Genomic DNA, 15,502 nt, shown 5'->3' with positions numbered 1-15,502 from the left:
CATTTAAATACATTAGATTAGAGGGTCATATTTAAACATTATTGGCCTAGGTGGGCAGTCATGAAGGTCCTCGTCCTCGGTGGTGGAGTATTAGGAAGAGCCATTGCCGAAGCCCTCATGGGAGAGTTTGACGTAACTGTTATAGAAAAAGATATGATTAGAGCTCAAACACTAGCTGAAAGTGGACTTCAAGTTGTTCAAGGTGACTTTTCTTACACAGCTACACTTCTTAAAGCACATATCGAGAGAGCGGATTTAGTTATAATAACTACTACTGACGTCCAGACAATAGCAAAAACGCTCCATGTCATTAGAAGTAACAATAAAGATGTCTCAGTTCTTGTCATACTGCCCGAGGATGTCTCCGTTGAAGATATAGAGAATGTCTTGAAGGAACAGTATGAGACGGAAGTTAAGATTGACTATATAATAAATCCAAGAACTGCAATAGTTAGAGCAGTTGTTGAAACGATAGAAAAAGTTGGTGAAGTTAAAAATGCAAGGAAGCTACTAAACAAGCTTAACGAGATAAAAGAGAGAACAGATACTCTATTAATTGTGATGCATGATAATCCAGACCCAGACTCAATGGCAAGTGCGTCAGCATTAGCATTAATCGCCCAAACTGTCGGCCTTAAAACCCAAATCGTCTATGGGGGTGACATAACCCACCATCAAAACAGAGCAATGGTTAATGTTCTAGGAATGGAATTCAAAAGAGTCTCCAAGGGAAGTTACGAAATAAAGAAGCACTCTGCCATAGCAATAGTAGACGCCCAGCCAAATGGAAATATAACGATCTTAGATGAAAACGATCTCAAGAAAGTCGAGATAGTTATTGACCATCATCAAATTCTCCAAAACCTTAAGGAGAAACTCCATCCTAATTGCCTAATAGATATAAGGCCCGAAGTCAATGCCACATCATCCATCATGGTTGAGTACTTAAGGGCACTAGAAATCCCAATAACAGAAGCCCTCGCAACGGCCCTTTTCTATGGTATGTACATTGACACAAAAAAATTCTCTAAGCTAAGCAGGGTCGATATAAAGGCAATAGAATTTCTAACCGGAAAAGTGAACTACGATCTATTGGATAAAATTGAGTTTCCAGATATAAGCACAGAAACGGCAGAAATATTAGCAAGGGCAATATTAAACAGGAAGATATACAAAAATGTTGTTATTAGCAATGTAGGGTTCATAGCAAACAGGGATGCAATAGCTGAAGCAGCAGATTTTCTCCTAAGACTTGAGGGAATAACAACAGTCCTTGTCTTTGGAATAGTGGACGACAGGATAGAGATATCAGCAAGAACAAGAGATGTGAGGGTGAACATAGGGACAATAATGAAGGAAGCATTTGGGGAGATAGGGAGTGGAGGAGGACACGCACAGGCAGGAGGAGCCAGAATTCCCCTAGGCATATTCAAACTTGCCAAGGATAAAACATCACTTCTAAGGCTTGTAGAAGAAGCCATAACCGAAAAATTCCTGGAAGCCCTCGGAATGAAGGAGGGCCCATAATTTGAAGATCCTCTTAGTAACTGGCAGACTTGCCGAACCCATAGTTAGGAAATACGGAAAAGGATGCGACGTTTTTGTAACTCCCGTTACCGTTGCAGCTTTTCTGACTCCTAGGATGGTAGCTGACTACTTAGAGAAAGCTGGGGTAAAGGAGTATGATATTATATTAGTTCCTGGCCTTATCAGGGGATCAACACAGGAAATAGAAGACAGAATAGGAATACCAACTTATAAGGGACCAAAGAACGCCATTGATTTGCCAGTTGTGCTTAGGGCCATAAGAAGCGGGTTTAAGCTCAGTAAGGAAGTGCCCGCAGATGAATTATTTTCCCAAGACGCCCTTAAAAGAGTGCGGGATATTAAAAATAAAACCTCAAATAAAAGGTATATCAGGAAAGCCCTAAAGAAGCCATGGAACTTCTTAATTGGGGATTTGCCAATCGGCTTGGATTTTCCAACTAGGATCTTGGGAGAAATAGTAGATGCCCCAAAACTCAGTATAGAGGAGGTCATTAAGAAAGCAGAATATTACCTGAAAGAGGGGGCAGATATAATTGACCTTGGGATGGTAAGTGGGGAAACAAACTTGGAGTTCATTGATATAATACCTGAGATAAAGGAGAAAATTAAATCTCCACTATCCATCGACTCGCTTAACACGAAGGAACTTGAAAAGGGCATTGAAGTTGTTGATTTAGTATTAAGCATAGATTGGGGTAATGTTGAAGACCTAGTAACGGAAAAGCCTGTAGTTCTAATACCAACCAATATGAAAACAGGGGAGTTCCCTACGAACCCAAAGGAGAGGGTTAATTCCTTAGAAAAACTAAAAGAAAAAGCCAAAGACCTTGGATATAGGACTATAATACTTGATCCGATTCTTGAGCACTATCCTAATTTCGCTCGCTCGGTTACGACCCTATACCTTTACAGGGAAAGAAACCCCAACGATATCCTACTATCAGGAGTTGGGAACGTAACTGAAATGACCGACGCCGACAGCCCAGGGATAAATGCAATATTAGCAGGGCTAGCAGGAGAATTGAAAATATCCCTACTCCTAACAACCGAAGCAAGTCCAAAATGCAGAGGAAGTCTAAGGGAATTGAGAAGGGGACTTGACATGATTCTTCTGGGAGGACTTAAAGATGTTGGGCTATCCCTCCTAATCCTAAAAGAAAAACGTAGGAAAGGTATAAGATTTGAAAAAGCTAGGAAGATCATCAGAGCAAAGAGCAGGCCTATAAAAATCGAAGGTGTGTACTTTAGGATATTCACTGAGGATGGGAAGATATGGGTAAACGCTTATGAGGGAACAAGATTAATTTTAACAATAACAGGAGATGAGCCCGATTCGATAATTGATGCAATTCTAGACAACTTCAAAATTTCCCCCCGACATGCTTTCTACTTAGGAAGGGAACTTGAAAAGGCTTATACAGCGTTAAAGCTTGGAAAGTCCTATATTCAGGAAGAAGAGCTGTTCCCAGACTTCTACTCCTCAGAAACATTTATAACTGGAAAGAAATAACTACAGGTGAGGGATCTCGGTATGCAACCAAGGAAGAAAGTTAAAAAGGAGTTCGAGGAAGAAGAGCTCCTTGAAGAGATGGAAGAAGACTGGGTAGAAGAGGAAGACTGGGAGAATTGGGAAGAGGAGGAATGGGAAGAAGAGGAGTGGTACGAGGAGGAGGAAGAAGAGTGGGAAGAGGAAGAAGATGAGTGGTGAGATTAGAGCCAGAAGAGCTTCTTCTTGGGAACTTGATTTAATTTTAAGGGAAGCTGAAAAATATGGAGAACTTCTTCATGAATTTTTTATAATAGTTGAAGGCCGATATAGGGATGTTTATGCTGTTAATGAAAGGGTTTGGAAATCTATCGAAAAGCTAAAGATAAGGCCATACAGTGCTGGGATATTCATTGGTACAATCAAAATCGATGAAAACCTCGTTGAGAAGTTTTATCCAAACATAGAATTCTTCAGTATTATTAAAATTCAAAAAAACTATGCTGTTTTAGGTCCCAAAGCATCATTCCTTTTTACCACTGGCAAAGACGCTCCCAAAAGGGCTATAAAGGAACTTAAATGGAAGGGAAGCAAGAAGATAGTTGTCATGAACGAGTGGAAGGATGTTATTGGGATAGGAATAATCAATCCGAAAGACGAAAAAAAGTTCATAAAAAACTTAGCCGATGTTGGAGAGTTCTTAAGGAGAAAATAAAGATCAAAAGATCATTGGCCTCCACTCTTCTGTTTCACAGGATAAGGAACAAACTCCACCGTTCCTCTCTCCCTTACTGGCTGCTTGTACAGATCCATTAAGGCATAAACTTCCTCAGGAACATCTGTTGAAACGTTTAAACCAAGTTTCCTGGCTTCTTCAACTGTTATTGGATAGTCATGAGTCCATCTACCCTCAGTTAGGATTTGGGCAAGCTCTTTAGCTTTCTCTTCGCCATACTTATCCTTTAACAGGTCATATATGAATTCTCTAACCTGGTTAATTGCCTTCTCCGCGACATCGGCTAGTATAAGTGTTTGGTCATCGACCTTATCAGCACCTTTCTTTTCCACAGCCCTAAGTATACTTGGAGCTGGATATTGGCCAAGTTGGGGATCTACCGGGCCTAAAACGGCATGAGGATCCATTATTATCTTATCTGCTGCCAGTGCTATCAACGTACCACCGCTCATGGCGTAGTGGGGAACTATGACCCTAGTCTCAGCAGGATGATCTTTTAATGCCTTGGCTATTTGAGTCGCCGCAAGGACTAATCCCCCGGGGGTGTGGATTATCAGATCTATGGGCTTATCTTTAGGCGCCATCCTTATTGCCCTTAGAACCTCCTCGCTATCCTCCATGCTAATAAACTTGTACACTGGAATCCCAAAGAGCCCAATGCTTTCCTGTCTGTGAATCAAGGTTATAACAGTGGAGTTTCTTTTCCTTGATAGTCTTTCAAGTAATTTTGCCCTCGCAAGCTGAAGTTGCCTATACTGCATTTGAGGCCACAGTAGGAGGTACATGAATAGGAACCACCATATGAGTGAACCAAGGAACCCACTAAGCAGACCCATGGGTATCGCCAAATTTAAGTTCATTGATAACTATTTAATAAGCTTTGGAATATATTCAATATGCCCTTTCGATAATCCTACAACTGTTCTTTAGGATTTTCCAGGACTTTACTTTAGAGCAATCTCAAGGAAGATTATTCGTTTAAGATTTTCAAAAATACCCTAAATTTTTTAAGACTCTAGTAATAGGCAAAACTTAGTCACCAGCAGTGATACAGCTCCCAGGGTGTGCTATATGTACAAGATTCTCAGCTTTAAAAATGACAAATACCTGGGCAAAGTTGCAAAAGTAAAATTCAGCACCCCCAAGAGGGGGAGCTATGCCTACCTCCTAGGAAATTTCAATGCATTCAACGAAGGGAGTTTTCGAATGAAAGAAAAAGGCGATAGATGGACTATAACAATTGAACTTCCAGAGGGGATCTGGTATTATGCTTTCTCCATTGATGGAACTCTAACATTAGATTCTGAAAATAGTGAAAAAACGGTATATAGAAGGCTTTCATACAAATTTGAAAAAACTGTTAATGTTGCTAAAATCTTATCAGGAGAGAAATTTTACCACTATCCCTCTTTGGTTTATGCGTATTCTTTAGAAGACTCAATATATATTCGCTTTAGAGCCATAAAAGACGTTGCTAAAAGAGTGTTTTTAGTTTCAGACAAGAAATATGAAATGAAAAGAAAAGCACGAGATGAATCCTTCGAATATTTTGAAGTAGTATTGCCTAAAAAAGAGGAACTTGAATACTATTTTGAGATTCACACGGCAAATGAAATTATTGATTATGGCGACTTTGAAGTGAATTTTAATAAGCAGAAGGAAAAGTTTAAGCCACCTTCTTGGGTTTTTGAAAGGGTCTTTTATCAAATAATGCCCGATCGCTTTGCTAATGGATATCCAGAGAACAATCCTCATAATTGTACGCCAGAGCTTAATGTAATCACCTATCACGGAGGAAATCTCGAAGGCATTATAGAGAAACTTGACTACATCGAGGAACTCGGCATCAATGCACTTTACCTAACCCCAATCTTCGAGTCAATGACGTATCACGGTTATGACGTCATTGACTATTTCCATGTTGCCAAGAGGTTTGGAGGGGATACCGCATTTAAGCGACTTGTCAATGAATTAGAAAAGAGAGACATCAAACTAATCCTTGATGGAGTATTCCACCATACGAGCTTTTTCCATCCCTATTTCCAAGATATCCTCAAAAAGGGAAAAGGGAGCAAGTTCAAAAACTTTTATCGCATTCTTGATTTTCCTGTAGTTTCTAAAGACTTCTTAAAAATTCTGCACTCCAATAAATCTTGGCTCAAGAAACATCAAGAGCTTAAGGAACTCGGATGGAACTATGAGAGCTTCTTCTCAGTCTGGTTAATGCCTCGTTTAAATCATGAAAATCCAAAGGTTATAGATTTCATACGCACCGTGATGAAATATTGGCTCGATAAAGGGGCAGATGGATGGAGATTGGATGTTGCCCATGGTATCCCTCCTGATCTCTGGCGGGAGATTAGGAAAGATGTACCAAAGGATGCATATCTTTTGGGAGAGGTTATGGATGATGCCCGTTTGTGGCTCTTTGATAAATTCCACGGAACAATGAATTATCCCCTGTACGAGGGTATTTTGAGATTCTTTGTCTATAATGAAATTACTGCAGAAGAATTTCTTAACTGGCTTGAGCTTTTGAGTGTTTACTATGGACCAGCAGAATATACTATGTACACCTTCCTTGACAACCACGATGTGGAGCGCTTTTTAGGACTCGTTGAAGATAAGAGAAAGTACTTTTGTGCTCTAACATTCCTTATGACTTACAAGGGGATTCCAGCCATATATTATGGCGACGAAGTTGGGTTAAAGAACATGGACGTTCCTTCCATGGAAATCTCAAGGACACCTATGGAATGGAATACTGAGAAATGGGATAAAGAAATTCTCAAGACCACAAAAGAGTTGATAAGACTAAGAAGGAGAAGCAAAGCTTTGCAAAAAGGTATTTTTGAACCGGTTAAATTCAAAGATGGATTGTTAATTTATAAAAGAGCGTTAGAGAATGAAAACATCTTAGTAGCAATTAACTATTCAAAGGAAAGCCAACATCTAAGGTTACCACCTTCCTTTGAAGTACTATTCCAGAGTGGATCATTTGATAATGTTGATATGCAACTGGAATCATTTTCTAGTATTATTATCAAGGAGTTATAACTTTATGGAAGTGTCTAGAGGCTAGGTATCAAAGGAGTTTAAAGTTATAACTTTGGAACATGGGAGACATTCCGCAGACTTGTTCAAGGAGCAACCAAGTTCACTGTTCACTACTATAATTGACCTAGTGTGTATGGAGCCCTATGTGATAACATAACCACAATTTATGGGCTGAAAACACTCTCACAGTTAGTGGAGAAAGGTTTGGAGATATTCCATGAAAAGTCTTGATAACAAAATTATTATGGTTGCAGAGATTGGTTATTGGAGCGACAAGAGCGCTGAGTTTATCATCTCATCAGGAATAACTACACAACTATGAGAATTATGTTGAAATCATAACAGAAAGAGCTGATAGAGCTGATCAAATGGAATATTTGAATATCTAACAATCTAACTATTTTTGAAGTTATAAACACTAATTTAGAGACTTATGGCTAACAGGTAGTGTCTCAGAGCTAAGCTTTTGGAGTTCAGAAACGACGAAACCCTTGGATCAATGTTATGTCCAGGATGGCTCAACTTGTTCATTGTAGCGAGTGTTCCAGCTGGTACTTACATAGAGTCAGTTCTTAAAGGCATCACGTGGGAATACTGGAATTTGAGAAGTATGAGACAATCACAGCCCTCTGACACCTTCAACTGAAATAAAGGAAGTCTCAGTTGAGACCAACCACTCACATCCTTTTTAGTTTTTTTATTTGATAATTGCCTCCTTTAGTGCATATGTCGATTTATGAGCAACAAAGCGTAAGGCATATATATCACTGAGAATGATACCTACTTTGAATATAGTCAGTCGAGGTGAAGGTAATGAAAAAGACGCTGTTTGCCCTGTTGTTAGTTTATGCGGTGGCATTTGCCACCATAGCAAGTGGATGCATAGGAGGAAAAACAGTTACTCCAACATCTCCAACCCACCCCCACACAACTACCACCTCCGAAACAACATCCACTCCTACCGAAACCACTACATCAAGTTCTTCTCCTACTGAAACCACAACCACTCCAACTACCCAAGAGAAAGTTACAATTGTTATTTGGCATGCCCTCGGTCCTAATGAACTCAAGGCTTTTGAAGACTTAATTGCGGAATTTGAGATTGAACATCCAAATATTGAGATCAAGTTAGAGCAAAAAGCTGACCTTGAAACCGCTCTCAAAGCTGCAATCCCAGCCGGTCAAGGGCCCGACTTATTCCTGTGGGCTCATGATTGGATCGGAAAGTTTGCTGAGGCAGGATTACTCGAGCCAATTGATGAATATATAACTCCAGAAATCCTCAACAAGTTTAGCCCAATGGCCCAAAGTGCTATTGAATATAACGGTCACTACTACGCAATGCCATATGCTGCTGAAACAGTCGCTCTAATTTATAACAAAGATATGATTCCAAATCCACCAAAGACTTTTGATGAGATGAAGACAATTATGGAGAAATATTATAACGAGGCTGAAGGAACTTATGGCCTTGCAACGCCCATAGACCCATACTTCCTTTCAGGATGGGTGCACGCATTCGGCGGTTATTATTTTGATGATAAAACCAAGACTCCAGGTCTCGACAAGCCCGAAACCTTGCAAGGCTTTAAGTTCTTCTTCGAGCAAATATTCCCATATGTCGCTAAAACACAAGACTACAACGCTCAGGTAAGCCTCTTCCTTGATGGAAAGGCTCCAATGATGATTAATGGGCCATGGAGCATTCCAGACGTTAAAAAAGCTGGAATTAATTTTGGGATTGTTCCACTACCACCGATCGATGGCAAACACAGGCCACACCCATATGGTGGAGTTAGGCTCATCTATGTTGCTAAGCTCTCAGACAAAAGCAAGAAAGATGCCATTTGGACATTCTTGAAGTGGTTCACAACAAATCCAGATGTAATTAAGACTCTTTCACTTCAAAATGGCTACATCCCAGTACTTACCGAAGTTCTCAACGATCCAGAAATCCAGAGTGATCCAGTTCTCTATGGGTTCGGTCAAGCCGTACAATATGCAATTCCAATGCCAAAGAGTCCAGAAATGGGTGCCGTCTGGGGACCAGTTGCAACGGCAATTACTGACATAATAGCAGGTAAGAAAACCATCGAACAAGCACTAACAGATGCACAAAAGGAGATACTCGAATCACTTAGCAGTTGACTATTTTTCTTTTTTTCTGTTCTACTAAATTTTCCAATGTCACCCCCAGAAGGAGGTGGAAAAATGAACAAAAAAACCATGGCAATGGCAGCGCTCAGCTTGATACTGCCCGGTATGGCAGCCTTCTTATTCTTTAACATATACCCAATACTGTACTCCACCTATATCGCTTTCACGAACGCAAAATTGGGTAATTTTCCAATACAGGCACCTGAAGCCGAGCCACTAAGATTTGTAGGTTTAGAGAACTTTAAATGGGCATTAAGCGATCCAAAATTTAGATCCGCCTTCCTATGGACATGGCTATTTGTAGCGACTAGCGTAACTTTAAAGGTAGTGGTGGGGGTTCTCCTAAGTGTTTTATACACTAGTAAGTATGTGAAGGGGAAGTTCCTTTATAGAGCTCTGTTAATTATCCCTTGGGCTTTGCCCTTACTCTTTTCAGTTATGGTATGGCGTTTTATGTTTGACCCCGTTGTAGGCCCTATAAACATCTTGTTGAGAGATATAGGGGTCACCAATCCCCCAAACTGGACGACAAGCGTGACGTGGGGATTTATTGCACTCAACATAATTGAGGTTTGGTTAGCTTATCCGTTTATGATGACGGTGATAACGTCAGCTCTCCAAAGTGTCCCTGACACCCTGATTGAAGCCGCCATTATCGATGGAGCAACCTACTGGCAAAGGTTAACTAAAGTTGTTCTGCCGATCGTTATCAAGCCCATTGCCTTTGCCACTATTTTGACATCAGCAGCAAGCTTTCAGTACTTCCTAGTGCCCTTCATATATAATGCAGGATTGTTTGAGGATAGATTTCTCCTCTTATACGGATACAGAAAAGCATTCGGAAGCTCGGTGCCACATTATGGGAGAGCAGCTGCAATTCTGCTAATAGCCACAATCGTCCTGGCGATTTACATGTTCATTAACATGAAGATAACTAGGCTCCAGGAGGGTGCTAAGGGATGAAATTTAAAATAAAATTTCCAAAGAGAAAAGATGAAGTAATAAAGTCGCTCATAGCAACCCTATTAGCCTTAATCGTTTTAGCTCTCTTGCTCTTTCCAGTATACTATATGGTAATACTCTCGCTTAAACCTTCTGGGGCACTAGCAACGACAGAAATTGACTTAATTCCAGACAAGATAACTCTTTCTAACTATAAAGATTTGCTCTTTGGCCATATGGAGGGGTTAATAAAAACCACAAACTTTGAGATTAATGCAAAAAGTGGAAGAATAAAGGATGCCCTAAATAGATATCAAATAGTACTTGGAGATGCAATAATTACAGGGAGCTACCCTGCCAGATTTACCCTCATAGATACCTCAATATTAGAGAGGAAAGGGGGAGAAGAAAGACCCGAAAAAAAGGATGTACAGATTATAGTTGGAGGAGAGTATATAAAACTCAAGGCAAAGAAGGTAGAAAGTGTCGGAGCCATTAGGAACCTGAAAATATTTGCCAAAAAAATAATCATAACTGTCGAAAATCCTGAAGAAGTTCCCATAGATCTTTCGAAGTTCACAAAGATTAACGAAAATACTTATGAAGCTCGGAACGTTGAGGTAATATTGAAAGATGGAGGCATCATAACGACTGAAAATGGCATTTTCTCAGCAAGAAATTTTGCATTTATTAGGCTAGCAAAAGTAGGAGGAGAGGTTCTAGATTACATGAAAAGGAGCCTATTGATAGCGAGCCTCACGGTAATTCTAACATTGCTCTTTGTAATACCGTCTGCTTATGCATTCTCAAGGCTCAAGTTCTTTGGGAGAGAGCATGTCTTGTACTTTTATTTAATGTTTACCCAAGTATCAGGAGGACTTGGAATAGCTGGGCTCGTGGCTCTGTATGGTATGCTAGTTAAGCTCCATTTGACCAATAACATTTTTGTCCTTCCAGTAATTTACGCAGCGGGAGGTGTTCCGTTTAACACCTGGCTCCTAAAATCTTACTTAGATTCGATACCACCAGATTTTGATGAGGCTGCGCTAGTAGATGGGGCAGGATACCTACAGATTATAAGACACGTTCTTATCCCCCTAGCTCTCCCAGGAATAGCAACCGTTGCAATATTTGCCTTCATAGGAGGATGGACTGAGCTCGTTCTGGCAAACCTGCTACTTAACCAAGAGAACTATCCACTTACGGTTTGGTTGTACACAATGCTTGCCAACTTGAGATCAATCTCGTGGAACCAATTCGCTGCCGCAGCTTTGATATTCGCACTACCCGTGTTTATAATGTTCCTCCTAGCCCAAAACTACGTGAGAAGTGGGCTCACATTAGGAGGATTGAAAGAATGAGGTGAATGGAATGAGGAAGCTACTCTCCCTATTTGCAATTTTTTTAATCCTTTTTAGTACTCTAGCAGTTCCAGCAAAGGCCGAAGAACCAAAGCCGCTAAACGTTATAATAGTCTGGCACCAGCACCAGCCCTACTATTACGATCCAATCCAAGGGATATTTACAAGACCCTGGGTTAGGCTACATGCAGCGAACAACTACTGGAAGATGGCATATTATCTGAGCAAATATCCAGAGGTACATGCCACGATAGACCTTTCAGGGACCCTAATATACCAGATAGCCCAATATATGAATGGTTCAAAGGATACCTATCAGATAATCTCGGAAAAAATAGCAAACGGCGAACCGCTAACAGTTGAAGAAAAGTGGTTCATGCTTCAAGCTCCCGGAGGGTTCTTTGACCATACGATACCATGGAACGGGGAACCAGTAACAGATAGTAGTGGTAATCCGATAAGGAAAATCTGGAAGAGATACAGCGAACTTAGGAGCAAGATGATAAGATTAAAGGCAAAATATGCTAATTTACCACTAGAAGAACAAAAAATAAAGGTTACAGAAGGATTTACAGAACAGGATTATATTGACTTGGCAGTTCTCTTTAACTTGGCATGGATAGACTACAACTACATCATGGAACACCCAGATCTGAAGGCTTTATACGAGAAGGTTGACGTTGGGGGATACACAAGAGATGACCTCAAGACGGTTCTAAAGCACCAGATGTGGCTCCTCAACAATACCTTTAAGATGCACGAGGAGATAAATCTACTACTCGGGAACGGTAACGTGGAAGTAACGACCGTACCATTTGCCCATCCAATAGGACCAATTCTCAATGACTTTGGCTGGTACAAGGATTTCGATGACCAGGTTAAAGTTGCGAATGAGCTTTACAAAAAGTACCTGGGCGGAGGAAAAGTAACGCCTAGGGGTGGATGGGCGGCGGAAAGTGCCCTCAATGATAAGACCTTAGAGATATTAACAGAAAACGGATGGCAGTGGGTAATGACGGATCAATTAGTCCTCCAGAGGCTTGGCATAAAGTACAGCCCCGAAAACTATTACAAGCCCTGGGTTGCAGAGTTCAACGGAAAGAAAATCTACCTATTCCCCAGGGATCACATTCTAAGCGACAAGGTAGGCTTTACGTACTCAGGAATGAACCAGTACAAAGCCGTTGAGGACTTCATAAATGACCTCTTAAAGATCCAGAAACTGAATTATGACGGCTCTCTTGTTTACGTGATAACGCTTGACGGTGAGAATCCCTGGGAGCACTATCCGTACGATGGAAAATTATTCCTTGAAACGTTATACCAGAAACTAACCGAGCTACAGAAGAAAGGACTAATAAGAACTGTAACTCCCTCCGAGTACATTCAGATGTATGGGGATAAGGCCAACAAGCTTACACCAAAGATGCTCGAAAGGCTAGATCTCACGGGAGATAGAGTTGAGGCACTAAAGAAGGCCAAGTCCCTCGGAGAGTTATACGATATGGTTGGAGTAAAGGAGGAAATGTACTGGCCAGAATCGAGCTGGATAGATGGGACGCTCTCAACATGGATAGGGGAACCCCAGGAAAACTATGCATGGCACTGGCTGTACTTAGCTAGAAAAGCTTTGATGAAGGAAAAAGACAAAATGAGTCAGGAAAACTGGGAGAAAGCTTATACATACCTCCTACTTGCGGAGGGAAGTGACTGGTTCTGGTGGTACGGAAACGACCAAGACAGCGGTCAAGACTACACGTTCGACAGGTACTTCAAAGTTTACCTTTACGAGATATACAAGTTAGCTGGTCTAGAGCCACCCTCCTATCTCTACGGAAACTATTATCCAGATGGAAAGCCGTACTTCACCAGGGCATTGGTGGGACTTACCGAGAACAAAACGGAAAAGTTCTCAAGCCTCTCCCCGCTGGCAAAAGAGGTGTGCATATACTTTGATTCGAACGGTATGCATTTCGTAATTAGCGGGACTAACTTAACTGAACTTGAAATATCCATTTACGAAAATGAAAAGAGAGAAGGAAACACGTTCACGCTCCTTCAAGAAAAACCAAAGGAATTCAGGTACTCAATGTTCCCGTTCTCAAAGGATAGCGTTGGATTAATGATAACCAAGCACATCTTAGTCAAAGACGGAAAAGCGGAAGTGTACAAAGCAACAGGATACGAAGGGTACGAGAAGGCAGGAGAAGCCAAAGTCCTAATTCAGAACAACATGGTTCACATCATACTTCCATTTGAATATATAGAAACTCCCGAAGACTTCTACTTCGCAGTCTCTACGGTTAAGGATGGGGAACTCGAGGTCATCACGACTCCAGTGGAAGTTAAGCTTCCAGTGCAAGTGAAAGGCGTGCCGTTAGTTGACATAAAGGACGTTGAGGGAGATGATCACGGGCCAGGGACTTACACCTATGCAACGGACAAGGTCTTCGTGCCACATCACCTAGACCTACTTAGATTCAGACTACTTGAGCAGACCGATTCCTACGTCATGGAGTTCTACTTCAAGGAGCTCGGAGACAACCCATGGAATGCTCCAAATGGATTCAGCCTCCAGATTATAGAGGTTTACCTCGACTTTAAGCCTGGAGGAAACACCTCAGCAATAAAGATGTATCCCGATGGTCCTGGGAGCAATGTTAACTTAGATCCAGATCATCCCTGGGATGTTGCATTTAGAATAGCCGGCTGGGACTATGGAAATATCATAGTTTTGGCAAACGGAACTGTATACCAAGGAGAAATGAAGATTTCTGCAGACCCAACGAGCAATAAGATAGTCGTGGTAGTTCCGAAGAAATTCATAAAGCTCAACGAGAGCTATGGACTGTGGGGAGTTGTATTAGTTGGATCCCAGGACGGTTATGGACCAGACAAGTGGAGGCCGGTAGCGGTTGAAGCTGAACAATGGAAGCTAGGAGGAGCAGAGCCACAAGCCGTGATAGATGGTCTAGCACCTAGGGTTATGGACTTACTTGCCCCCCCAGGGTTCAAGCCAACCCAGGAAGAGCAACTCAAGAGCTATGATCTGGAGAAGAAGAAACTGGCAACGGTAAGGGCCATTCCAATGATAAAACCAGCGATAGTGATAATTGATCCAGAAGGAGATGATCACGGGCCGGGAACTTACACTTACGCAACTGACAAGGTCTTCATCCCACACCACCTAGACCTCCTCAAGTTCATTATGAAAGAAGAAGAGGAGTACTGGAAACTGGAATTCTACTTCAAGGAGCTTGGCGACAATCCATGGAATGCTCCAAATGGATTCAGCCTCCAGATTATAGAGGTGTACTTTGACTTCAGGCCAGGAGGAAACACCTCAGCAATAAAGATGTACCCAGACGGGCCAGGAAGTAACGTTAACTTAGATCCAAACCATCCCTGGGACTTAGCCCTTAGAATTGCAGGATGGGACTACGGGAATTTAATCGTCCTTCCGAATGGAACCGTGTACCAAGGAGAAATGAGGATCTCAGCTGATCCAACTAGAAATGCAATAGTGGTTGAGCTACCGAAGAAGTTCCTTACGATTAACACCACCTACGGCCTATACTTAGCGGTCTTAGTTGGAAGCCAAGATGGCTATGGGCCTGATAAGTGGAGATCAGTGGCTGTTGAAGCTGAACAATGGAAGCTAGGAGGAGCAGAGCCACAAGCGGTAATAGACGGTCTAGCGCCAAGAGTGGTAGATCTATTAGTGCCCCCAGAATTCAAGCTAACCCAAGAAGAGCAACTCAAGAGCTATGATCTGAAGAACAAGAAGCTCGCGACGGTCTTGATGATCCCAGTAATAAAGGGAACATATAAGCCGCCAGAGAAACCAGAGGAAACAAAAACAGAGACAAAAACTCCAACGCCTACAAGAACGGAAACTCCAACCCAGACAAAAACAGAAACTAAAACAGAGACGAAAACTACGACAACGCAGACTTCAACAACTGCACCAAGCACCTTCCCAACTCAATCACCACAGTCACCGACTAAAGAAGGGATATGCGGACCTGGAGCAATCCTTGGATTGGCATTATTAATCCTACTAAAGAGAAGGCTTTGATCTTCCATATTTCCATTTTTAGAGGTGAAAAACATGGCAAGCGTGAAGCTTGAAGGAGTATGGAAGATCTTCGGGGGGTTTGCTGCGGTTAAGGATTTAACCCTAGAGGTTAGGGATGGTGAGTTCCTAGTACTTTT

10 protein-coding genes are annotated in these 15,502 nt (G+C 41.6%); 9 read left to right on the top strand and 1 reads right to left on the bottom strand.

The genetic code is table 11. The features are described 5' to 3' along the window. The first annotated feature begins 27 nt into the window (after positions 1 to 27). The 4 genes from P8X24_RS11415 to P8X24_RS11400 are packed head-to-tail and all read left to right on the top strand — an operon-like array spanning position 28 to position 3,749. On the top strand, positions 28 to 1,527 hold the full coding sequence (locus tag P8X24_RS11415) for a DHH family phosphoesterase (protein WP_372916429.1): 1,500 nt from the start codon (positions 28 to 30) through the stop codon (positions 1,525 to 1,527). A 1-nt stretch (position 1,528) separates the two neighbouring features. Continuing rightward, positions 1,529 to 3,058: a dihydropteroate synthase-like protein gene (locus tag P8X24_RS11410; RefSeq protein WP_372916353.1), complete on the top strand. Its 1,530-nt coding sequence runs from the start codon at positions 1,529 to 1,531 to the stop codon at positions 3,056 to 3,058. A 6-nt stretch (positions 3,059 to 3,064) separates the two neighbouring features. After that, entirely contained in the window at positions 3,065 to 3,256 is a 192-nt protein-coding gene (locus tag P8X24_RS11405; protein ID WP_372916351.1) for a hypothetical protein, read from the top strand. Further along, positions 3,246 to 3,749, top strand: a complete 504-nt coding sequence (locus P8X24_RS11400; protein WP_372916349.1) for a PUA domain-containing protein — start codon at positions 3,246 to 3,248, stop codon at positions 3,747 to 3,749. Before P8X24_RS11405 ends, P8X24_RS11400 begins: the two co-directional genes overlap by 11 nt. Before the next feature lie 11 nt (positions 3,750 to 3,760). Here the strand turns inward: P8X24_RS11400 and P8X24_RS11395 are convergent, their stop codons facing one another. Beyond that, complete coding sequence (locus tag P8X24_RS11395) at positions 3,761 to 4,606, bottom strand: SDH family Clp fold serine proteinase (RefSeq protein WP_372916427.1); 846 nt, start codon at positions 4,604 to 4,606, stop codon at positions 3,761 to 3,763. A gap of 235 nt (positions 4,607 to 4,841) precedes the next feature. Between P8X24_RS11395 and P8X24_RS11390 the strand changes: the two genes are divergently transcribed. The 5 genes from P8X24_RS11390 to P8X24_RS11370 all read left to right on the top strand — a co-directional run bounded on the left by P8X24_RS11390 (position 4,842) and on the right by P8X24_RS11370 (position 15,365). Continuing rightward, positions 4,842 to 6,827: an alpha amylase N-terminal ig-like domain-containing protein gene (locus tag P8X24_RS11390; protein WP_372916347.1), complete on the top strand. Its 1,986-nt coding sequence runs from the start codon at positions 4,842 to 4,844 to the stop codon at positions 6,825 to 6,827. An 813-nt stretch (positions 6,828 to 7,640) separates the two neighbouring features. Continuing rightward, a complete protein-coding gene (locus tag P8X24_RS11385; protein WP_372916344.1) occupies positions 7,641 to 8,975 on the top strand; it encodes an extracellular solute-binding protein in 1,335 nt (444 codons plus the stop codon). Positions 8,976 to 9,038: 63 nt separating this feature from the next. Further along, complete coding sequence (locus P8X24_RS11380) at positions 9,039 to 9,947, top strand: carbohydrate ABC transporter permease (protein WP_372916342.1); 909 nt, start codon at positions 9,039 to 9,041, stop codon at positions 9,945 to 9,947. After that, positions 9,944 to 11,287: an ABC transporter permease subunit gene (locus P8X24_RS11375; protein ID WP_372916340.1), complete on the top strand. Its 1,344-nt coding sequence runs from the start codon at positions 9,944 to 9,946 to the stop codon at positions 11,285 to 11,287. The genes P8X24_RS11380 and P8X24_RS11375 overlap by 4 nt, the downstream gene beginning before the upstream one ends. Positions 11,288 to 11,297: 10 nt before the next feature. After that, positions 11,298 to 15,365 (top strand): glucodextranase DOMON-like domain-containing protein, encoded by a 4,068-nt coding sequence (locus tag P8X24_RS11370; RefSeq protein ID WP_372916338.1) that lies wholly within the window; start codon positions 11,298 to 11,300, stop codon positions 15,363 to 15,365. Positions 15,366 to 15,502: the final 137 nt, after the last annotated feature.

This window comes from Pyrococcus kukulkanii (assembly GCF_041647995.1).
In the GTDB taxonomy this organism is placed as follows: domain Archaea; phylum Methanobacteriota_B; class Thermococci; order Thermococcales; family Thermococcaceae; genus Pyrococcus.
This window is presented reverse-complemented; position numbering and strand designations above follow the sequence as displayed.

What these genes read in the sequence shown, in the direction of transcription:
- P8X24_RS11400 (WP_372916349.1), top strand. Translation starts at nt 3,246, where the DNA reads ATGAGTGGTGAGATTAGAGCCAGAAGAGCTTCTTCTTGGGAACTTGAT.
- P8X24_RS11395 (WP_372916427.1), bottom strand. Translation starts at nt 4,606, where the DNA reads ATGGGTCTGCTTAGTGGGTTCCTTGGTTCACTCATATGGTGGTTCCTA.
- P8X24_RS11390 (WP_372916347.1), top strand. Translation starts at nt 4,842, where the DNA reads ATGTACAAGATTCTCAGCTTTAAAAATGACAAATACCTGGGCAAAGTT.
- P8X24_RS11385 (WP_372916344.1), top strand. Translation starts at nt 7,641, where the DNA reads ATGAAAAAGACGCTGTTTGCCCTGTTGTTAGTTTATGCGGTGGCATTT.
- P8X24_RS11380 (WP_372916342.1), top strand. Translation starts at nt 9,039, where the DNA reads ATGAACAAAAAAACCATGGCAATGGCAGCGCTCAGCTTGATACTGCCC.
- P8X24_RS11375 (WP_372916340.1), top strand. Translation starts at nt 9,944, where the DNA reads ATGAAATTTAAAATAAAATTTCCAAAGAGAAAAGATGAAGTAATAAAG.
- P8X24_RS11370 (WP_372916338.1), top strand. Translation starts at nt 11,298, where the DNA reads ATGAGGAAGCTACTCTCCCTATTTGCAATTTTTTTAATCCTTTTTAGT.